At 33.8% G+C, this 20,548-nt stretch carries 19 protein-coding genes; 10 read left to right on the top strand and 9 right to left on the bottom strand.

Features of this window, described 5'->3' with window-relative positions:
• Position 1: 1 nt before the first annotated feature.
• The 4 genes from QYS49_RS03820 to QYS49_RS03805 all read right to left on the bottom strand — a co-directional run bounded on the left by QYS49_RS03820 (position 2) and on the right by QYS49_RS03805 (position 3,232).
• Positions 2–523 carry a hypothetical protein gene (locus tag QYS49_RS03820; RefSeq protein ID WP_308350314.1) on the bottom strand — a complete coding sequence of 174 codons (522 nt, stop codon included), beginning with the start codon at positions 521–523 and terminating at the stop codon, positions 2–4.
• A 53-nt stretch (positions 524–576) separates the two neighbouring features.
• Positions 577–1,152: a YceI family protein gene (locus tag QYS49_RS03815; RefSeq protein WP_308350313.1), complete on the bottom strand. Its 576-nt coding sequence runs from the start codon at positions 1,150–1,152 to the stop codon at positions 577–579.
• Positions 1,153–1,348: 196 nt separating this feature from the next.
• On the bottom strand, positions 1,349–2,644 hold the full coding sequence (locus QYS49_RS03810; RefSeq protein ID WP_308350312.1) for a hypothetical protein: 1,296 nt from the start codon (positions 2,642–2,644) through the stop codon (positions 1,349–1,351).
• Between the two features lie 30 nt (positions 2,645–2,674).
• Positions 2,675–3,232, bottom strand: coding sequence for a YceI family protein (locus QYS49_RS03805; protein ID WP_308350311.1), 558 nt, complete (start codon positions 3,230–3,232; stop codon positions 2,675–2,677).
• Positions 3,233–3,508: 276 nt separating this feature from the next.
• Here QYS49_RS03805 and QYS49_RS03800 point away from each other — a divergent pair, with 276 nt between their 5' ends.
• From QYS49_RS03800 to QYS49_RS03780, 5 genes are all read left to right on the top strand, one after another.
• Positions 3,509–4,897 carry a GAF domain-containing protein gene (locus QYS49_RS03800; protein ID WP_308350310.1) on the top strand — a complete coding sequence of 463 codons (1,389 nt, stop codon included), beginning with the start codon at positions 3,509–3,511 and terminating at the stop codon, positions 4,895–4,897.
• A gap of 133 nt (positions 4,898–5,030) precedes the next feature.
• The gene (locus QYS49_RS03795) at positions 5,031–5,960 is read left to right on the top strand and encodes an ABC transporter ATP-binding protein (protein ID WP_308350309.1); all 930 of its coding nucleotides are present in this window, start codon (positions 5,031–5,033) and stop codon (positions 5,958–5,960) included.
• Positions 5,961–5,978: 18 nt separating this feature from the next.
• Positions 5,979–7,307 carry an ABC transporter permease gene (locus tag QYS49_RS03790; RefSeq protein ID WP_308350308.1) on the top strand — a complete coding sequence of 443 codons (1,329 nt, stop codon included), beginning with the start codon at positions 5,979–5,981 and terminating at the stop codon, positions 7,305–7,307.
• A 149-nt stretch (positions 7,308–7,456) separates the two neighbouring features.
• Complete coding sequence (locus tag QYS49_RS03785; protein ID WP_308350307.1) at positions 7,457–8,053, top strand: endonuclease/exonuclease/phosphatase family protein; 597 nt, start codon at positions 7,457–7,459, stop codon at positions 8,051–8,053.
• Positions 8,031–8,516, top strand: a complete 486-nt coding sequence (locus QYS49_RS03780; protein WP_308350306.1) for an endonuclease/exonuclease/phosphatase family protein — start codon at positions 8,031–8,033, stop codon at positions 8,514–8,516. The genes QYS49_RS03785 and QYS49_RS03780 overlap by 23 nt, the downstream gene beginning before the upstream one ends.
• Before the next feature lie 4 nt (positions 8,517–8,520).
• Here the strand turns inward: QYS49_RS03780 and QYS49_RS03775 are convergent, their stop codons facing one another.
• The 5 genes from QYS49_RS03775 to fumC form a co-directional block, all read right to left on the bottom strand.
• Positions 8,521–8,856, bottom strand: coding sequence for a hypothetical protein (locus tag QYS49_RS03775; RefSeq protein ID WP_308350305.1), 336 nt, complete (start codon positions 8,854–8,856; stop codon positions 8,521–8,523).
• Positions 8,857–8,868: 12 nt separating this feature from the next.
• Entirely contained in the window at positions 8,869–9,087 is a 219-nt protein-coding gene (locus tag QYS49_RS03770) for a hypothetical protein (RefSeq protein WP_308350304.1), read from the bottom strand.
• A 102-nt stretch (positions 9,088–9,189) separates the two neighbouring features.
• Positions 9,190–11,655 (bottom strand): bifunctional UDP-N-acetylmuramoyl-tripeptide:D-alanyl-D-alanine ligase/alanine racemase, encoded by a 2,466-nt coding sequence (locus QYS49_RS03765; RefSeq protein ID WP_308350303.1) that lies wholly within the window; start codon positions 11,653–11,655, stop codon positions 9,190–9,192.
• 132 nt (positions 11,656–11,787) lie between these two features.
• Positions 11,788–12,438, bottom strand: a complete 651-nt coding sequence (locus QYS49_RS03760) for an SPOR domain-containing protein (RefSeq protein WP_308350302.1) — start codon at positions 12,436–12,438, stop codon at positions 11,788–11,790.
• A 74-nt stretch (positions 12,439–12,512) separates the two neighbouring features.
• The gene (gene fumC, locus QYS49_RS03755) at positions 12,513–13,913 is read right to left on the bottom strand and encodes a class II fumarate hydratase (RefSeq protein ID WP_308350301.1); all 1,401 of its coding nucleotides are present in this window, start codon (positions 13,911–13,913) and stop codon (positions 12,513–12,515) included.
• A 209-nt stretch (positions 13,914–14,122) separates the two neighbouring features.
• Between fumC and QYS49_RS03750 the strand changes: the two genes are divergently transcribed.
• From QYS49_RS03750 to QYS49_RS03730, 5 genes are all read left to right on the top strand, one after another.
• A complete protein-coding gene (locus QYS49_RS03750; protein ID WP_308350300.1) occupies positions 14,123–14,260 on the top strand; it encodes a hypothetical protein in 138 nt (45 codons plus the stop codon).
• 313 nt (positions 14,261–14,573) lie between these two features.
• A complete protein-coding gene (locus QYS49_RS03745; RefSeq protein ID WP_308350299.1) occupies positions 14,574–15,671 on the top strand; it encodes a DUF4856 domain-containing protein in 1,098 nt (365 codons plus the stop codon).
• A 6-nt stretch (positions 15,672–15,677) separates the two neighbouring features.
• A complete protein-coding gene (locus QYS49_RS03740; RefSeq protein WP_308350298.1) occupies positions 15,678–16,793 on the top strand; it encodes an imelysin family protein in 1,116 nt (371 codons plus the stop codon).
• Positions 16,783–18,117, top strand: a complete 1,335-nt coding sequence (locus tag QYS49_RS03735; RefSeq protein ID WP_308350297.1) for an HTTM domain-containing protein — start codon at positions 16,783–16,785, stop codon at positions 18,115–18,117. The genes QYS49_RS03740 and QYS49_RS03735 overlap by 11 nt, the downstream gene beginning before the upstream one ends.
• Positions 18,114–20,546, top strand: coding sequence for a TonB-dependent receptor domain-containing protein (locus tag QYS49_RS03730; protein ID WP_308350296.1), 2,433 nt, complete (start codon positions 18,114–18,116; stop codon positions 20,544–20,546). Before QYS49_RS03735 ends, QYS49_RS03730 begins: the two co-directional genes overlap by 4 nt.
• Positions 20,547–20,548: the final 2 nt, after the last annotated feature.

The raw sequence follows: 20,548 nt of genomic DNA, 5'->3' as shown, positions 1-20,548 counted from the left end.
CTTATATGGTTAATTCGTTATCCTGAAGCAATCGGTGCCCCTCTTTGAAAACTTGAGTCAAAATAATGGCGCCAAATGCCAAAAACACATAATTAAATTCAATACCAAGTCCAATTTTATTGGGGCTAAGCTTTATGAATTTTATAATAACGAGTAGAACTGAAAGCTGGCTGATTTTATAAAAAGCACTAATATTATCTTTTGTAAATGTTTTAAGGCTGTGAATATTTTTTACAATATCAATTCCATACCCAAGAATATTAAAGAGCAATACAAGAACTGTAAGGTTTTGCAAAACTATGAAGAAGGCTAACCAAGGACTAATTGTGGTTAAATCAATGATGCTAAGCCCGCTTTGATTTGATACCAGCTCTTGTGATTGAATTATTAATTTTTCCAATGAAAGGTTGTTTAGTAAGGAGCCTATAAAAATTAAAATTTGTAGTGATGCTACTAACGCAATTAAACCTTGAAATACTTGCATGATAATCGCACTAGCGGATAAAATGACATTCTTTTTCATAGCTTTTGATTTTAATAATCGCAAAACTATATTAAATTATTGTTAATCAATAATTATTTATCGTAAATATTCAAATCAATTTTAAATTCCACTTCTATATTTTCATTTACTTTCACCATCCCGAAGAATTTTTCAGGTGCTTGCAATCCAAAATCTGTAATGCATAATTCCATTGTAGCATTAGAAATCAGCTGATTATTTTGTAGGCTATTATTGAGATTTACTGTATAAGAATGCGTTTCACCAGCCATTTCAATCATGATGTGGCCAGTTTTATTATTGGTGATTTTTTTTACCTGAAAAATTATAAAAGGATAATTCTCATATTCTAATAAATCATGTAAATCATCTGTCATTTGTGGGTTTGGGCATTTGAAATTTAGCACTTTTAGAAAGAGTGCTTCATGTTCAATTTCAATAACATTACCCTTCTTTATAAGTGTTACTTCAAATTCATTTTCAGGAAGTTTTGCGTTATAACTGCAATTGAAACTATTAACATTAGTAGTTCCATGAATTTCAACATAGGATGTCTGGGTATTAATTTTAACCAACTTTTTGACTTGTCCAATAGCAGCATTAAACCCAGTAAGCGAAATGATTACGATATGTAAGAATAGGACTTTCATAAAAAAAACAGTAAGATGGTAAATTACATTTAATTTAAGATTATATGGGTGCTAAAACTCAATTACACAAAATTTTATTGGTATTGAATACTGAAAAATACCACAACTTCCACTTTAATCGCTTGTTAGGAATTATTATAAAAAAAGCGATGAAGAATTACCCCATCGCTTTAAACTAAACAAGTTGTTTTTCAACTTAGAAACTAATTGCTGCTTCCAGCATTAGACCTTTAAATCCTGCTCCTGCATATTGTCCTCCCCAAGCATCACCATTATACTGTTGGTTTACGTATTCAACTTTTGTCATGATATTGTCAGTTAAGAACCAACCACCACCAAAGTTTATTCTGTTAGTGTCCAAATCTTCAGTTGCATCTGCTGTTTTTGCACCTTTTACGGAATTGAAACGACCACCAATGTAATATCTTTCATTAGCACCAAATCTGTAAAGTGCTTCTGCAGCTATTTGAGTTAAAGAACCATCGTCAGCCCCTTCGTTCAATCCATTCGCAACTTCATAAATTCCAAAGAACTCAAATCCGCCAGCCTTAATAAACGGGTTAATTTGAAAGGCTCCTATTTTAGAAAATCTAGGGTTATATTGTGGATCAGCAAAACCTTCTTTTGCACCTACACCTAAGTCATCATTTCCTACAGAATGCATCACATTGTAATATCTTGCACCTGCTCTATCACCACCATAAAGGTAGCCACCTGTTCCAGTTCCAGTATTTATGTACCAGCTACCAGTTAAACGAGCTCTGAAATCATCACTAAATTGTTTGTCAAATCCCAGTTTACCATAGAAAGAAGGCTTATTATTTGGTCCTGCTGTAGCACTTTGATTTAATTTACCGTTGGTAACACCAATTACTGCAAGCAGTCCATTGTTTTGTACAGTTACTTCACCAAATGCTTCAGTAGAGAATGCATCCATAATGTAGTTACCTACAAAAGGATTGTAAATTGCTCTCGCATTATCACTTCTTCTGAAGTGTGCATCACCATAGTTGAATTCATCCAAACCTACAGTTATAGTAGTATACTCCATTAGGCCTTCCATAAACCCTTCGCTTATGAAGTCTAATTTATCAATTTGCAAGTGTCCACCTTTAACCCAAGCCTCAGCGTGGTGACGAGAAGAAAGATAAGTACGTAAGTGCAATCTCACTCCATCATACATTTGAACATCAAGGTTTAAGTTTGCTGTAGGTAAGTTGAAGTTGTTTCCTAATTCTACTAATTCATAGCCAGAACCAACTTCAGCATTATTACTTTGGCTTAATCCTTGAAATTGCAAGGCAAAATCACCACCTACTCTTACTTTTACTCCGTCATATTCTGCTGTGTCAGCTTTTGAGGTTTCAAATACGTTCAAACCTTCTTGTCCTACCGGTCTAAAAAACTGTAAGTTTCTACTGTCCTGTGCGAAAAGCACTTGTGCAAAGCCCATTAAGAGGGCAATCATTGTGAATCTAAAAAACGTTTTCATGGCTTTTTTATTTAAATTGTTGTCTTTGATTTATTTATATTGAACATTAAATTTAATTGTAACTTGGTCTCCAGTTCTGATGGTACCAAATACCGCAGTAGGAGGGTCTATTTCGAAAACAGACATTTTGAAAGTGATATCTCCGCTAAACGCTACACCATCACTCGCATTTGCCTTCACATTCATATTGACAATCTTTGTCACCCCCCCTATAGTTAGCGCTCCTTTTGTGCTCATAGTCGTTGTATTTCCTTCCACTTTCACATTATCCATTGAACGGAACTCATATTTGATCACTGGATGATCATCTGCTTTCAAAGCTTCATAAGTGTTATCATCCATTCCGGATTTTCCACTTTTTAAACTTTCCACTGGAATGTTGAAGCTCAAGCTATTGATACTTTGTAAAGTATTGTTTTCAATTTTTACATCAGCCTTACCATTGAACTGCTCTGCTTCAATTGTCCAATCGTGAACCGATGAAGTTCCATCTACACTTAATTTAGTATTACTTTCGTTTACCGTTAATTGCTGTCCATACACCAAGGGTGCGAAAAACAGCATCATTATGATCATTAAATTTCTCATAGCTTTTGACTTTTTAATTATGATGTAAAGGTGGTAGGTAAATGTTAGGGAAACCATGATCTAGGTCATGGAAAAGTATGATTTGATGCCCTCAGGTAAAATAAAGACTCTTTTTGTGGTTTTTAATTATTTTATAAAGCCTGTAAAATCTCCATTTTTGCACTAATTCTCTTCTTCTGACAATTATTAGTCAGATTTCGCTCATGTAGAATAATTTTTCATTATTATTATAAAGTAATAAGAACCAGTTAATGACTATAATAAATAACATCGGAAATGAGCTTTTTTACTAAGATTGTAGAATTCGGAATTGAAAATAAATTAGATGACTCTGTAAAGACCAAAATTCGACTAAGTAATATTTTAAATTTTGCACTTATTGTCATTATCTGCTTTTATGCCATAATATCTGCGATTGCAATTCCTGAAATAGTTCCCTTTTGCTTGTATGGTTTGGCAGCATATACAATCAATTTATTTTTCGCCTATTTAGGACTCACGTTTTTGAGTCGATTCTTGATGTCAGTTCTACCAGCATTAGTGATCGGTATGCTTCACGGTGTAATTATGCAAACTGGTGATCCTGTTTTGAAAGAGGTCTATGCTTTTCAAATTGTTGGTTCATTAATAGCTTTTAGCCTATTTGATTTTAAAAGATTTCAGTTTTGGCTTCCAGCGTTTATCATTTCTATTTTGCCTGTTGTATTTATTTATGAGTTCAACGATTATTTCAGTATTTCATTTGATAATTCAACTTTCCAGCAGGCCTGGATAAGAAATTCTGTTTTATTTGGAGCTTTTTTCTTAGGAGGGTTCCTCTTTGTTTTCTTACAAAGGCTTAACCAAAAAGAGTTTGCAAAAGCTCAAGAGTTGACCAATCAATTTGCCGAAGAAAATAAGAAAGCAGTTGAAAAGGAAAAAGAACTACAAGACTCTTTAGGACAATTGGAAAAAGCCCAACAAGAAGAAAAGAAAAGAGCTTGGGTTACAAAAGGTTTAGCAGAAATTGGCTCTATACTTAGAGGAGAAGATGACCTTAAAATACTCACTGAGAAAATAATCGCCTTCGTTGTTAAATATTTAGATGCAAATCAAGGTGCTCTATTTTTACTGGATGATGAAAATAAAGACGATCTGCAACTCACGCTTAAGTCAGCATATGCCTTTAAAAGAAGAAAACAATTAAACCAGAAAGTAAATATTGGCGAAGGGCTTGTTGGTCAATGTTATTTGGAAAAGGATTATATATACCTTACTGAAGTACCTGATAATTATATCAATATTAGAAGTGGTTTGGGAGACGCAAACCCCCGATCAATTTTGATAAGTCCAATGTTGGTAAATGAAGAAGTATATGGAATCTTCGAAATTGCCTCTTTCAATAAAGTTGAACAATACCAAATTGATTTTATGCTGGAAATGGGGGAAAATATCGCCATGCAGTTAAACAGCATCAAGACTAATGAAAAAACAAAATACCTATTGGCTGAAATGCAGGAGCAATCGCAGCAATTACATTCTCAGGAAGAAGAAATGAGACAGAATATGGAGGAACTCCAAGCCACACAAGAACAGCAAGAACGGCAAGAACGTGATCTTCGAGCGGAATTGGATACCGTTAAAAAAGAAAAGGAAAAACTAGAAAAGAAATTGGGTTTAATGTAGAAGAAAGCAAAAGGAATAAAAAAATAATTTATTCTATCGAAGATACCATCCATCACAAAAATTATTCAATAAAAAATTACTTTATTGCACTTTTGATTTTTTAAAATACATTTGTAAAAAAATAATTGTCAACGTGCATATACTTACTGCAAAGAACCTCAATAAAACGTTTCATGAAAATGTTGCGCTTCATAATGTGGATTTAGAGATCCCAAAGCAATCAATTTTTGGTTTATTAGGCCCTAATGGAGCTGGAAAAAGCACTTTCATAAGAATTGTTAATCAAATCATCAATGCTGATTCAGGACAAATTCAAATCAATGGAGAAGACTTAAGCTCAAAGCATATAGGAACCATTGGATATTTGCCTGAGGAAAGAGGCTTGTACAAAAAAATGAAAGTGGGTGATCAGCTTTTGTATTTAGCTCAACTCAAAGGATTATCTAAAAAAGAAGCCGTTCAAAAAATTAAAGCCTGGTTGGAAAGATTTGAGGCTTCTGACTGGTTGAACAAGAAAATTGAAGACCTTTCTAAAGGGATGCAACAAAAAGTGCAATTCATTTCTACTGTGATGCATGAACCGGAATTAATTATTTTAGATGAACCTTTTTCTGGGTTTGATCCAATTAATGCCAATTTAATAAAAGATGAAATCCTTAGATTAAAAGATAAAGGCAGTACCATCATTTTCAGTACACACCGAATGGAATCAGTGGAGGAAATGTGTGATTATATTGCCTTAATTAATAAATCAGAAAAGATTTTGGATGGAGAAAAATCCAAAATCAAAAATGATTTCAAATCCAATCAATATACATTAGTTCATAGAGGGAATGGAATTTCTACTAATGAAACTTTCAATTTAGAAAAGAAAGCCGAATTGGACGAAGGACTTCATAAATCTACCTTAAAATTAATATCAGGTGCTTCTTCTAATCAATTATTGCAGGAACTGATCAACCAAAAAGTTGATATCATTTCTTTCCAAGAGGAAATTCCTTCGATCAATGATATTTTCATTCAATTGGTACAAGGAGACAAACAATCCATACCCACTTCATAACCTTAAAAACACGAACAGATGAGTAAGATCGGCTTAGTAATTAAAAGGGAGTTTGACAGCAGAGTTAAAAAGAAAAGCTTTTTGTTAGCCACCATTTTAGTGCCCTTATTATTTCCTGCCATTATTGGTGGGATGATATATTTTGCGATAGAAGAATCCAAAAATTCAGAGCAACAGAAAGTATATGTGTTGGATGAAGCTGGAAGTTTCAATTTCGAAGATGATAAAAAATATGCATTCGAAGAATTAAATATTAGTTTGGAAGAAGCTAAAACTATCTTTACGGAAAGTGAAGCCTATGCACTTTTATATTTCCCTAAATTTGATTTGGCAAATCCTGAAGGCATAATAATGTATGCTAAAAAGAATCCAAGCCTTCAAGCCAGCTCCTATTTTGAAAACCAAATTGAATCACAAATTCGAGATGAAAAATTAAAAGAAAGTGGGATAAATGAAGCAGAACTTGAAAGCTTGAAAACCAATATAAGTTTGAGCACTATAAATGTTTCCGAATCCGGAGAGGAAAAAGCAAGTAGTGCAGGTGTAGCTTATGGGATAGCCTATGCATTCAGTTTTCTTGTTTATATGTTTGTCCTCATTTACGGAACGCAGATTATGCAAGGGGTGATTGAGGAAAAATCGAGTAAGATTGTAGAAATCATAGTGTCATCTGTAAAACCTTTTCAATTGATGCTAGGCAAAGTAATTGGAGTAGCATCTGTTGGTTTGCTTCAATTTGCAATTTGGGTAGTTTTAATATTTGCTCTTTCTGCCGGTGTTTTTGCCATGTTTGATTTAAACCCAGCGGATATGCAAACTGCCCAACAAAGTATGTCGGGAATGAATGGTGGAAATTCCGAAGCACAAGCGATGATGGAAAATTCCAAAGCAGGAGAAATTTTAAACATTATTTATGACATTCCATATGGTTATTATATTTCAGTTTTCGCATTTTTCTTTATAAGTGGTTATTTACTTTATGGGGCATTATTTGCAGCAGTAGGTTCTGCAGTGGACAATATTACTGACGCACAGCAATTCACTATGCCGATCACTATGCCCATGATCATTGGGTTTTTAGGAACATTTATGTTTGTGATGCCTGAGCCTGATGGTAATGTGAGTTTTTGGTTGTCGATTATTCCTTTCACAGCTCCAGTTGCTATGATGGCAAGAGTTGCTTTTGGAGTTCCTGCGTGGGAATTAGCCTTGAGTATGGGTTTAATGGTTGTGGGTTTTCTTTTCACCATCTGGATGGCTGGAAGAATCTACAGAATTGGAATCTTGATGCACGGAACAAAAGTAAACTACAAGACTTTGTTGAAATGGGTTAAAACAAATAGTTAGCCTAGTAAAAAACGAATCTGCCATGCTTATAAATAAATTTAATTTAAGCATGGCGGATTTATCTTTCTTACTCTCCATTAAAACTTCATTATTAATAGCTTCTTACCTTATATTTTGTCTAACTTCATCCAGAACAAGACAAAAATATATTGATAAGCTTTTTACAAATTGTGCTTTACATATTGGGTGGTGCTATAGTTTTCATCAGCTTACTTCCTTTGATTCGAAATGATTATTGGACTTTTAGAGTTTTTGAATTTCCTAGAACTCAAAAGTGGGTAATAAATCTTATCATACTTATTGCGTCTATAATCTTATTTCCTTCTGATGCCTATTTCTCTTTTGGGTTTATCATCTTACTATTTGCTAATCAACTTTATTTAAGCTATCAGATATATCCATATTTGCCCTTCGCAAATAAGCAAATGGATTCTGTTAGCCAGAATAAAAGGCCAAAAATCAAACTGCTAATTGCAAATGTCTATCAAGAAAACAGAGAATGGGAAAAATTAGTCGATATGGTTCAAGGTGAACAGGCTGATATTGTTTTGTTGTTAGAGACCAACAAATGGTGGAAAGATAAATGTTGTGATGCCTTTGGGAATGAATATTCTTTTAAAGTTCTAGAAGATAGAGAAAACACTTATGGGATGCTTTTATTCTCAAAATTGGAATTAAAAAACACACAAATCCACTATTGGATAAAAGATGAAATTCCATCTATTGAAACAGAATATAAAACTTGATAATCGTTTAATAAAGCTTTATGCAATTCACCCTGAGCCGCCTGTTCCTTCTCAAAACCCAAAATCAACAGCTCGTGATGCGGAAATTTTATTAGTTGGGCAAAAAACAAAAGCTGACCAAATGCCTACCATAGTTGCGGGTGATTTAAATGATGTGGCTTGGAGTTATACTTCGGAATTATTCTTAAAAATAAGTGGCCTATTAGACCCTAGGAGAGGAAGAGGCCTTTTTAGTTCTTTTCATGCAAAACATTGGTATGCCCGCTGGCCTTTAGATCATGTGTTTTGTTCGGGGCATTTTCGATTACAAAAAATGAAAAGAATGGGAAGTATTGGATCTGATCATTTTCCGATATTACTTCAATTGCATTTGGCTAAAACAGATGATGATAGTGATGAATTGGAAGTAACAGAGGAGGAAAAAGAATTGTCTAATGAGAAAATAGAATATGGTACAGACTAAATTACTATTCCAGCTCTTTTTCAAATTGAAAAATATAAGTGTTAAGTTTACCTAGTGAATTTTTATGTGACAATTCAATTACTAAGCCTTCATTTGATGAAGGTTTCACTTGCATAAAGCAACCATCTTCTCTATAAAAATAACCATCTTTTATAGACCCTACTAATTCAAAATTACATATTCTTGGCCAGAATTCGTTCCCTTCACCCATCCTTGAAATTAAATTTTCAGATATTAATAAGGAAAAGTCTGCATTTAATGGTTTTTCAGTTATCTGATTGCTTGCTTTAAAGCATTTCCACTTTCCTTGGATAACTTCTAGTAAATTGTGATTATTCACCTCCATCTTAATTTATTTCTTCTTTATCAAATGCTTTCTGTATTGAAAGCCAACATGGTCCATTTTTCTTTTAGTCGCGATTCCATTAGAACCTTTAGAAGAATTGGGGATTGCGATTTTAGGTTGTAATAATGATATAGAGTTAGTGTTTTTTAAAATACCAATTTTGCCTGGTGAGTTCATAGGAATCCACCAAAAGGCAAAAATTGATATAACTAAGAAAAACTTCATCCCCTAAATTTTAATAAAGTTGGATGTATTTTTCTTTAAAGGCAATACCTAATTATGGGTATTTTTCTGAAAAAGTGGGTTTAAATTAATTGAGAGAGGGTGTCATTCTGTGTAAAATACTCTTTTTACTCTTTCGCTAATATTAGTGAGTATTTCATAAGGAATTGTATCAATAGCTTTTGCCATATCTGAAATGTTGGGATCATCGCCAAAAACAATTACTTCATCTCCTGCTTTGCAATCAATATGGGTAACCTCCACTATGGTCATATCCATGCATACATTTCCAATTACAGGAGCCGCTTTTCCATTGATCACTACCTTTCCAATTCCTTGGCTAAATTTTCGGTTAAACCCATCGGCATAGCCTATTGAAATGGTAGCTGTTTTCATATCTTCATTTGCTACTCCTTTTCTGGCATAGCCAATAGTCTCTCCTTTTCTGATATGTTTTACCTGAGAAATAACCGTTTTTAATTTAGAAACTGATTGTAATTGTTCTGAATACAGACCAGTAGGATCTACCCCATACAATCCTATACCGAGTCTGACCATATCAAATTGATAATCTGGAAATCGACTGATTCCTGGGCTATTTAATAAATGTAGTAAAGGTCTATATCCTAAAAAATCGATGATTTCATCAGCTGATTTCTTAAATGACATTGCTTGCTGAGCTGAAAAACCATTATGCGCAGCCTCATCAGAAGCCGCTAAATGACTAAAAATAGAGGCTACTTTCAGTTGAGGATTTTCCTTAAGTAATGATTTTAATAGCTCCGATTCCCGAGGTTCAAAACCAAGCCTATGCATTCCTGTCTCCAGTTTTAAATGGATGTTTAGTGGTCGAGGATGATTACGAGTATAGTTGGCATAATCCTTAAAAATAGTCAAACTATAAAGTTCTGGTTCTAGATTATATTGATGTAAAAGTTCAAATGACCTAGGATCGGGGTTCATCACCATAATCGGAAGTTGAATTCCATGTTGACGTAAAACAACACCTTCATCCGCATAAGCTACGGCCAAATAATCTACATTCTGAAACTCAAGCCAATTGGCAATTTCATGGCTACTGCTCCCATAAGCAAAAGCTTTTACCATCACCATAGTTTTTACATTGGGCTTAAGTCTAGATCGGTAAAAATTTAAATTATGAGTGATTTTATTGAGATCAATTTCCAATATCGTTCCATGTATTTTTTGCTCCAAGCGCTGAACTATGGATTCGAAATTAAACTTTCTTGCACCTTTTATCAGAATTAATGCCTCTTGGAAAGCATTTTCTTTTTCGTATTCTAAAAATGAAATCGTATCTGGGAAAATCTTTAAATCGCCTTCATAAAACTTCTCTAAGATTGAGATTTCCTTGCCAATTCCTATTACTAAACTTAACTGTTCCAATGCAATTCTATCTGCAAGCTGTTGATATAAAACTTCAGATGTTAATCCAGTTTCTAAAAGATCAGATAATATGAGGATCCTTTTTTGAAATTGTTTTTGCTGAGAAAAAAATTGAAGAGCAGTATCAAGTCCGACTAAATCATTATTGTAGGAATCATCAACCAAATACGTACTGTTTTTACCCTTTTTAGTTTCCAACCTCATATTGAGAGGCTTGATATCATTTAGAGTGTTTTGAATTACCTTGATCGGTAATCCTTCATGCAACAAGAGCAAGAGACAATGTGTAATATTTTCTAATGAGGCATAATCTTGAAAGGGGACTTGAAAAATATGGAAATGATCATCAAATGGTATTCTTATAGCTGTTCCATTGTATCTTTCTTCTGTTTCCACAAAATAGTTGGAAGTATTATCTTCAAAAGACCAACCTATAAACTCCTTTTCTTCTAATTTAGGTAGATTGTGTAAAGCATTTGAAATTTCAGGGAAGTCTTTACAAAAAATAATAGTGGAAGAATCCTTAAATAATAGTGCTTTTTGATTTGCCTTTTCTTCTAAGCTTGGAAAACCCTCGTCATGAGCCGTTCCTAAATTAGTAAAAATTCCAATTTTAGGCTTAATAATGGCTTGCAGTTTTTCCATTTCTCTCATTTTGGAAATTCCTGCTTCTATTATCGCGTAATCTTGGTAATGATTTAAATGCCAAAGGGAAAGTGGAACACCAACCTGAGAATTATAACTTCTTGGGCTTCTGTAAACCGAATAAACCGCTTCTATTAGTTTTCCTAACCATTCTTTTACTATGGTTTTACCATTGCTGCCTGTGATTCCAATTAAATTGCCTTTGAAGTTATTTCTTTTGTAGCCAGCTAAAGCTTGGAGGGCATTAATGCTATCATTTGCTTTAAAAAAATTAGCTTCTGGATAATTATTGATTTCAATTTCTTGATCAATAATGAAATTTCTAATTCCTTTAGAATAAAGTTCATCTATAAAAAAATGACCGTCATGTCGCTCACCTTTTATGGCAATAAATAAATTTTTGATATCGAAAACAGTATTTCTACTGTCTATGAAAATATTCTCAATAGTATAATCTTTCCGGAGTTGGTAAATTTCTCCTTTCAAGATATTGGGTAGCGATGAGAATGCAATTTTCAAGGATGGATAGGGGTGAATTATTAATTTTGTACTATAAAAAAAGCTTGTTTAAAAGTTTACTGTTTCTATTGAAAGAAAACAGTATTAAAAACCAATTTGGTTCTTTTAACTTCTAAACAAGCTTGAATAATTTTACTTTCCAGCACTTTCTGGCTTAGCAGAAAGACTTTCTAAAACTTCTTTAAGCGGAACTCTAACACCTTCTTTGTAAGGCACGATCCATGCTTCTTTAACACCCATTTTTCTTAGCGTCTTTTTGAATTTATCAGCTTCCCAATAATCTCTAAATCGACCTAAAGTAATTCTTTGTAATCCGTCCTCCGTTTCTTCTCCGCTGAAATTAGGATTATTTTTGAAATACTCAGACATATCAATGTTTTCAAAAGCTCCAACTTGAACTTTAAACCAAGTTCCGCTCTCATCCAATGCTTCTGGTTCTTCATTTTGAGCATTTTTTGCTTTTTTAGCCATTTCATTGGCTCTTTGCCTTTGAGCTTCAGCCATTGCTTTTGCTTCTTGAGCTTCAGCTTTAGCAGCAGCAATTTCAGCATTTTTATTGCTCAACTGCCCTTCTAAATTTTCAACTTGAGAATTTAAACTAGCAACAGAACTTTTAAGGCTTTCATTTTCTTCAACCATAGCCTTCATCTGCTCAGGATTTCTCTTAAGCTCCTTAGCCATTTTCTTCATTTCCTTCTTTTCTTTTCTACTCAACTGAGCGGAAACTGAAAAAGCCATGCAAAAAATCATAAGGATGGCAATTAAACTTATCTTGCTTTTCATATTATCGATTCGGTTTATTCAAATTTGTATAACTAAAGTAAGTAAATAACTACAATAAAGACAAATAATACTATTTATTGTTTTTTCAAACTTCCAATCATATCTTCAGGTTTTACCCATTCGTCAAACTCTTCTGCGGTCAAAAATCCTAAGTTAATCGCCTCCTCTTTAAGCCTGGTGCCATTTTCATGAGCTGTTTTAGCTATTTTAGCTGCTTTTTCATAACCAATTTTTGTGTTTAATGCCGTAACAAGCATCAAAGAGTTATCTAAATGTTCTTTAATTCTTTCATAATTAGGCTCAATTCCTACTGCACAATTGTCATTAAATGAAACACAAGCATCCCCAATTAATCGAGCAGATTGCAAAAAGTTTGCCGCCATAAGAGGCTTAAAAACATTTAATTCATAGTGACCTTGAGTACCGCCCACGGTGATCGCAACATCATTACCTATAACTTGCGCACAAACCATTGTTAAGGCTTCTGCCTGAGTAGGATTTACTTTACCTGGCATGATGGAAGAACCTGGTTCGTTAGCCGGTATTATGATTTCCCCAATACCAGACCTTGGGCCTGAAGCCAATAAACGAATATCATTTCCTATTTTGTTTAAAGAAACTGCAATTTGTTTTAAAGCTCCGTGTGATTCCACTATGGCATCATGTGCTGCTAAAGCTTCGAATTTGTTTTCTGCAGTTCTGAAAGGTAAGCCTGAAAATTCAGCGATCTTTTTAGCCACTAATTCCGAATATCCATCAGGAGTATTAATTCCAGTTCCTACAGCTGTTCCACCTAAGGCAATTTCAGATAAATGGTCTAACGTATTTTTCAAGGCTTTTAAGCCATGATCAAGTTGAGAAACATAGCCGGAAAATTCTTGTCCTATAGTTAAAGGAGTAGCATCCATTAAATGAGTTCTTCCAATTTTTACTACTTTTTCGAAAGCCTTTGATTTCTCTTTTAAGGTATCTCTTAATTTTTCGATTCCAGGAATTGTGGTCTCAATTACCATTTTGTAACAAGCAATATGCATCCCTGTTGGAAAAGTATCATTTGATGATTGCGATTTGTTTACGTCATCGTTAGGATGCACAATTTTTTCATCATCATATGTTTTACCCGCTATTATTTGTGCTCGGTTCGATACTACTTCATTTACATTCATATTTGATTGAGTACCAGAACCCGTTTGCCAAATCACTAAAGGAAATTGATCATTATGCTGATTATCTAAAATCTCATCACAAACCTTAGAGATTAAATCTCTTTTTTCTTGGCTTAAAGCACCTAGCTCATAATTAGTGTGAGCAGCCGCTTTTTTAAGATATGCAAATCCATGCACTATTTCCAAAGGCATGCTTGCTTCAGCGCCTATTTTAAAATTATTTCTACTTCTTTCCGTTTGGGCACCCCAATACTTATCAGCGGGCACTTTTACATCGCCCATTGTGTCTTTTTCAATCCTATATTCCATTACAAAATGCTTTTTTCGATTAATAGTGTAAAATTACAATTAATCAAATGAATAGCGAAGATTAAATGATAAAATAGAGGGACGGAAAAATAAATATAATTTAATAATATATTATTTAGTTTATAATATAATAGCTTTTCATGTAAAATTCCAATACTTTTGCAAAACAACAACACAAAGTTTTAATGAACAGCTTATATAGAAGGCTGATGATAAGTTTACTTATGATATTCGTTTGTGTTTTATCAGTAAGCTATTGTCATCAATTGAAAAGAGGGGGAGAAAAAGCAATGTCATCCATAAAGGACATATCAGATGTTTCTGCAGCATATGCTGTATTTCCTTAAACCCCGCCATTTTCCCAGTTACCTAAACAAAATCAGCACAGAGCATTAGAGTTCTTATATTTAATTTTCAGATAAAATTTGCCTGCCTAATACTTCTGTGCTTTAAACTACTCTGTTTCTTTACTTAATAAATGATATAAGAAACACAAAAAGGCTCCGTAAAGACTTTCTTATAATAGTTTAAACAAAGTTTTTGATCTTTATTTAAATCTAATCTAAATAAAATTGCTTTTTTATTTGTAACCAATCTAAATAAAATTAATTTTGCATCATCATTAGAATCAATCTAAATACAAATATTAATTTTGCACAAATGAAAAATTTAAGATTACTAGGATTAGCACTATTAGCAGTATTTGCTTTTACAGCATGTGAGGATGAAAACACAGCTGAAGAAAAAGAGGAAACTTATGAAATTCCATTAACTTATGATTTCGAAAATGTGAGTTATACTGGTCAAACACAACGTTTGGACATGATGGAAGAATTGACTGCTTATATGAAAACAGCCAATAATGGTGCAGTTTTAGATGCTCAAGTAATGTTGGACATGTATGCCAACGAAAATAATCCATTTGAAAATGCTGAATTAAATGCGGCAGACAGTAAAGAATTAGAGAACAAAACAGTTGAATCTGAAATCAACTTTTATCAAGGTTTTATTAGAGACTTTGCAGCCGCTACTGTTGAAGCTAATGGCGGTGAAGGAAGTGATGGAACTGCTGGGGTTGTTACTTCAAACGATGGCTCAAAACAATATTTCTTTGATATCAATGGTTTTGAACACATTCAAATAATTGAAAAAGGTTTAATGGGCTCTTGTTTTTATTTTCAAGGAGTTTCAATCTATTTAGCTTCAGGCAAAATGGATGTGGATAATGAAACCATTGAAGACGGCAAAGGAACGGCCATGGAGCATCACTGGGATGAGGCTTTCGGTTATTTTGGCGTTCCAAATGATTTTCCTACAACTACTGACGGGGCGAGATTCTGGGGTAAATATGCCAATGGAAGAGATGCATTATTAGGCTCAAATGAAGCTATAATGAATGCTTTCATCAAAGGAAGAGCCGCAATTTCAAATAAAGACTTAGATACTAGAGATGAGCAAATCACAATCATCAGAGATGAATGGGAAAAAGTATCAGCTGGAACTGCCGTTCATTATTTAAATGAAGCAATTGCTGGCTTTGCAGATGATGCTATCAGAAACCATACATTATCAGAAGCCTGGGCATTTATCAATGCATTAAGATACAATCCAAATAAAAAATTAAGTAATGCTGAAGTTGGTGAGGTATTAGATGAACTAGGTGATAATTTTTATACTATTTCTACCGACAACATTAATGCTGCAAAAGCAACTTTAGTTGAAGCTTACGGATTTGAAGATATTCAAGACCAATTATAAGACATAATGAGATATTTAAAATTTTCTTCTTTCATATTGTTTATCACTTTTTTCACTGCCTGCGATAAAAAAACAGGCAGTGAAAAAGTGGATTTTGACAGGGAAGCATTTCTTGTTAACATAGCGGATAATGTAATCCAACCATCCATTGAGAATTTCGCTTTTAATGCTGAAGGAATTACTGTTGCAACTAACTCTTTTAATGCTAATCTTTCTATAGAGAGCTTAAACGTTTTAAGATCTGAGTTAAAAGAAGCTTGGCTAAGTTACCAACATCTAGCTTTTGTTCATGTAGGGCCTGTATCTAGTGTTAACTTAAGAGATAGAGTAAATATATTTCCTACTGATGCTGCTTTAATTGAAGAAAATATAGCTTCTCAAAATTATGTTTTAGGATCAGCTGCCAATGTAGCTGCTAAAGGCTTTCCAGCCTTGGATTATCTACTATTCGGAACAGGGAACACTGAAGAAGAAGTTTTATCTTATTATGCAGATCCAGATTTAGGAGAAAATCGATTGCAATATTTAACAGATTTAGTAACCGATATTCAAACTACTTCCAATCTAATTTCAGAAGGATGGCCTGATTACAGATCAACTTTTGTTGGAAACACTGGAACCGATGTTGGAAGTGGAACCAGCTTATTAGTTAATGAATACAATTTTCAATTTGATATCAGAATTAAAAATGCCAAAATAGGATTTCCTTCAGGAGGAAACCCTAGAACGGGCGGTGTTCTTTCTCCAGAAAATGTAGAAGCTTACTTTTCTGGCTGGTCAGGTGAATTAGCAGAAGAAGCTGTAAAATCTTCAATTGCTGTTTTCAAAGGTGAACATTTTGATGCCTCTGAAGATGGTCTCGGTTTAGATGATTATCTAGATGCATTGGATGCAAGAGATAGAAATGATGAGCTATTAAGTAGAGCCATCATAAATCAATCAACTGCCGCATTAGAAGAAATGGAAAAAATTGAAGCACCCTACAGTGAAATTGCTTCAGCAGAAGGAAGTCAATTAGTTAATGTTTACAATGCATTACAAGCAGTTATTCCATTAATAAAAGTAGACATGACTTCTGCTTTATCAGTTTCAATTACATTTCAAGATAATGATGGTGACTAATTGGTTACCTACATATCGATTTAATCAAGCAAAACACATTGCGCCATTAGCTACTTTTCGAGTAGCTTTTGGTGTTATGATGCTAGCCTCCATTATCCGTTTTTGGTCTAATGGATGGATAGCAAAACAATATATTGAACCTGAATTCTATTTTCCCTACTACGGCTTTGAGTGGATACAATCATGGGGAAACCCTGGAATGTATATCCTCTTTGCCATAATGGGAATTGCAGCTATTGGGATTGCCTTAGGTGCTTTCTATAGATTTAGCGCTACGCTATTTTTCTTAAGTTTTACTTATGTGGAGCTAATTGATAAAACCAATTACCTCAATCACTACTATTTTGTAAGCATTATTGCTTTTCTATTGATTTTAGTGCCGGCCAATAAGGCTTATTCCATTGATGCTTGGCGCAGAAAAAAACAGGATTTTTATGTGCCGGCATGGAGCATACATGTTATCATTTTACAATTAAGCCTCGTTTATTTCTTTGCAGGATTAGCCAAATTACAACCCGATTGGTTATTGGAAGCTCTGCCTTTAAAAATATGGTTGCCTTCAAGAGCCGATACTCCTATCATTGGTTCGCTTTTGGATTATAAATTAACTGCGTTTATATTCAGTTGGTTCGGGGCATTTTATGATTTAACAATACCATTTTTTCTATTATGGAAAAGGACAAGAGTTATTGCTTATTTAACCGTCATTGCCTTTCATTTTATGACTGCCGCCCTTTTCCAAATCGGAATGTTTCCGTTCATAATGGTAGTTAGCACTTTAATCTTTTTCTCAGAAGATTTTCATAAAAAATTATGGGCTAAGCTAATCCCTCAAAGAAAAGAGGTGTTGCCCAATTCGGTTGGGTTTGCAAATCCAGTTGTTTTAAAATATTTCTTTATCCTCTATTTCAGTTTGCAGGTTCTATTGCCATTCCGCTACATACTTTATCCTGGTAACCTATTTTGGACAGAGCAAGGATATAGATTCTCTTGGAGAGTAATGCTGATGGAAAAAGTAGGTTATTCACAATTCTCGGTCAATATACCTGAAAAGAAAAAATCATTTGAAGTATTTCCACAGCAATATTTAACCCCAGTTCAGGAAAAAATGATGAATACTCAACCAGATATGGTTTTACAATTTGCTCATTTTTTAAGGGATAAATATCAAACTGAATTTGATGCTGAAGTAAAGGTGTTTGTAGAAAGTTATGCCACTATAAATGGAAAAGGGAGCCGTCCATTTATTAATCCAGAAGTGAATTTGGCTTCAATTAAAAGAGGTTATCAACATAAAAACTGGGTTTTACCCTATAATCAATGATGAAACAGTATATCCATATAATCATTTTATTGATTAGTATTTTTTCTAATTCATTGTTCGCTCAGGGAATTAAGGGAACGGTGATCGATTCAGAAAGCAAGAAAGGAATTGAATTAGCAGAAATTTTTGTTTTGGATAGTCAGTATAAATCTGTTTCTGATTCTGAAGGTAATTACCAATTAAATCTACCTGAGGGCAAATATAAAATTGCTGCATTTTATTTAGGAAGACAAAGTCAAATCAAAGAGGTTCGAATCAAAAAAAATTGGGAAACTATCAACTTTTCTTTGGCCCCATTATTAGAAACTTTAGAAGAAGTTAAAGCTATTGGAAAAAAATCAGAGGTGTTTAATGTTACAAGGCTTAATCCTGTTGAAGGCACTTTAATTTATGAAGCCAAGAAGAACGAAGTTATTTCAATTGACCAAATTAACGGAAACCTTGCTACCAATAATGCACGACAAGTATTTGCGAAAGTTCCAGGTTTAAATATTTGGGAAAGTGATGGTGGTGGCCTGCAGTTAGGAATAGGTGGAAGAGGACTAAACCCTAACCGAACTTCAAATTTCAACACCAGACAAAATGGTTACGATATCTCAGCTGATCCATTAGGCTATCCTGAAAGCTACTACACCCCACCTGTTGAGGCGCTATCTAAAATTGAAGTAGTGAGAGGAGCAGCATCTCTTCAGTACGGTTCTCAATTTGGAGGAATGATAAATTTCTTGTTCAAGAAAGCTCCAAAAGAAACTCCTATTCAATTCCACACCAGAAATACAGCAGGGTCTTTTGGCTTATTAAGCTCATATAATAGTCTTTCTGGAAATACAGGAAAGATGGATTATTTCGTTTACTATCAAAGAAAACAAGGTGATGGTTTTCGAGATAATGAATCTTTTGAATCCAACACATTTTTTACAGATGTCAATTTTGATATAGGAGATAAACTCTATCTCTGTTTTGAATTCACCCATATGGACTATTTGGCTCAACAAGCAGGTGGTTTAACAGACAGAATGTTTGAAGAGGACCCTAGGCAATCAGTAAGAGAGCGTAATTGGTTCGGAATTGAATGGAACATTCCCGCATTGATTTTAGATTATAGAATCAATGATAAGACAAAGCTAAATTGGAAAACATTTGGATTAATTGGTTCGAGAAAGGCTTTAGGAAATTTGGAAAGAGTTACGCAAGTTGATTTCCCAGAAGAAGAAAGAAATTTATTGTGGGATGATTACGAAAACTTTGGTTCTGAATTACGCCTTTTGCATCGATACGATTTTGTGGGTCAAATTCAAGCACTAGCGGTAGGGGCAAGGTATTTTAAAGGCAACACTCAACAACAACAGGGGCTTGGTCCTGCTGGATATGATGCAGATTTCCAATACAACAACCCTAACAATTTAGAAGATCTATCATTTAGATATCCTTCAGAAAATGTGGCTTTATTTGCAGAAAACATATTCAACATTAATAATAATCTGAGTATTACTCCTGGTTTAAGATGGGAATACATTAGCACCAATAGTACGGGCTATTATAGAAATATGGTAGAAGATTTAGCAGGAAATGTCATTTTTGATACTACTATTTATGAATCTAAAAACTTAGATCGCTCATTTATGCTTGCTGGACTTGGAGTTAGCTATAAAACTAAAGCGGATTTAGAGGTTTATGGAAATATCTCGATGAACTATAGAGGCATAAACTTTAATGATTTGAGAGTAAATAATACCAACATATTGGTTGATCCAAATCTTCAAGATGAAAGTGGTTATAATGCTGATTTAGGTTTTAGAGGAAACTATAGTGACTTCTTAAATTTTGATTGGAGTTTGTTCTATTTAGCTTATAATGACAGGTTAGGAGCACTTTTACGCTATGATGATGCCATTGATGGTTTTCCAAGAGTTTACAGATATAGAACTAATGTAGGTAATGCGGCCATAGCAGGAGTTGAATCTTATACTGAAATGAATTGGAGTAAATTTCTAAACCCAAATCCAACACATGAGTTTTCTACATTTTTGAATGCTGCTTTTATAAGAGGTCGATATGGAGAAGACAATATGGAAAGCTCTATTGCAGGAAATAAAGTTGAATTAGTGCCTGATGTGAATATCAAAACAGGCATAAACTACAACTGGAAAAGCTTTTCATCTACTTTACAATTTACCTATTTAAGTGAACAATATACCGAAGCAACCAATGCAGAAAGAACTGCAACAGGAGTAGACGGTATTATTCCTTCCTTTCATGTTTTAGATTTAAGCGCTAAATACAAATATAAATTTGCTCAACTGGAGGCAGGTATTAATAACTTAACCAATAATTATTATTTCACCAGAAGGGCAACAGGTTATCCTGGTCCAGGAATTATTCCTTCAGCTGGAAGAAATTTCTATGTCACATTAGACCTTAAGTTTTAAAA

This window comes from Marivirga salinae, assembly GCF_030503855.1.
Taxonomy (GTDB): Bacteria; Bacteroidota; Bacteroidia; order Cytophagales; family Cyclobacteriaceae; genus Marivirga; species Marivirga salinarum.
This window is presented reverse-complemented; position numbering and strand designations above follow the sequence as displayed.

Bases quoted from the DNA above. Each gene is read 5' to 3' on its own strand.
- QYS49_RS03770 (WP_308350304.1), bottom strand. From the start codon at position 9,087: ATGAAGTTTTTCTTAGTTATATCAATTTTTGCCTTTTGGTGGATTCCT.
- QYS49_RS03730 (WP_308350296.1), top strand. From the start codon at position 18,114: ATGATGAAACAGTATATCCATATAATCATTTTATTGATTAGTATTTTT.
- QYS49_RS03740 (WP_308350298.1), top strand. From the start codon at position 15,678: ATGAGATATTTAAAATTTTCTTCTTTCATATTGTTTATCACTTTTTTC.
- QYS49_RS03820 (WP_308350314.1), bottom strand. From the start codon at position 523: ATGAAAAAGAATGTCATTTTATCCGCTAGTGCGATTATCATGCAAGTA.
- QYS49_RS03790 (WP_308350308.1), top strand. From the start codon at position 5,979: ATGAGTAAGATCGGCTTAGTAATTAAAAGGGAGTTTGACAGCAGAGTT.
- fumC (WP_308350301.1), bottom strand. From the start codon at position 13,913: ATGGAATATAGGATTGAAAAAGACACAATGGGCGATGTAAAAGTGCCC.
- QYS49_RS03815 (WP_308350313.1), bottom strand. From the start codon at position 1,152: ATGAAAGTCCTATTCTTACATATCGTAATCATTTCGCTTACTGGGTTT.
- QYS49_RS03750 (WP_308350300.1), top strand. From the start codon at position 14,123: ATGATAAGTTTACTTATGATATTCGTTTGTGTTTTATCAGTAAGCTAT.
- QYS49_RS03745 (WP_308350299.1), top strand. From the start codon at position 14,574: ATGAAAAATTTAAGATTACTAGGATTAGCACTATTAGCAGTATTTGCT.
- QYS49_RS03805 (WP_308350311.1), bottom strand. From the start codon at position 3,232: ATGAGAAATTTAATGATCATAATGATGCTGTTTTTCGCACCCTTGGTG.
- QYS49_RS03760 (WP_308350302.1), bottom strand. From the start codon at position 12,438: ATGAAAAGCAAGATAAGTTTAATTGCCATCCTTATGATTTTTTGCATG.
- QYS49_RS03800 (WP_308350310.1), top strand. From the start codon at position 3,509: ATGAGCTTTTTTACTAAGATTGTAGAATTCGGAATTGAAAATAAATTA.
- QYS49_RS03735 (WP_308350297.1), top strand. From the start codon at position 16,783: ATGGTGACTAATTGGTTACCTACATATCGATTTAATCAAGCAAAACAC.
- QYS49_RS03810 (WP_308350312.1), bottom strand. From the start codon at position 2,644: ATGAAAACGTTTTTTAGATTCACAATGATTGCCCTCTTAATGGGCTTT.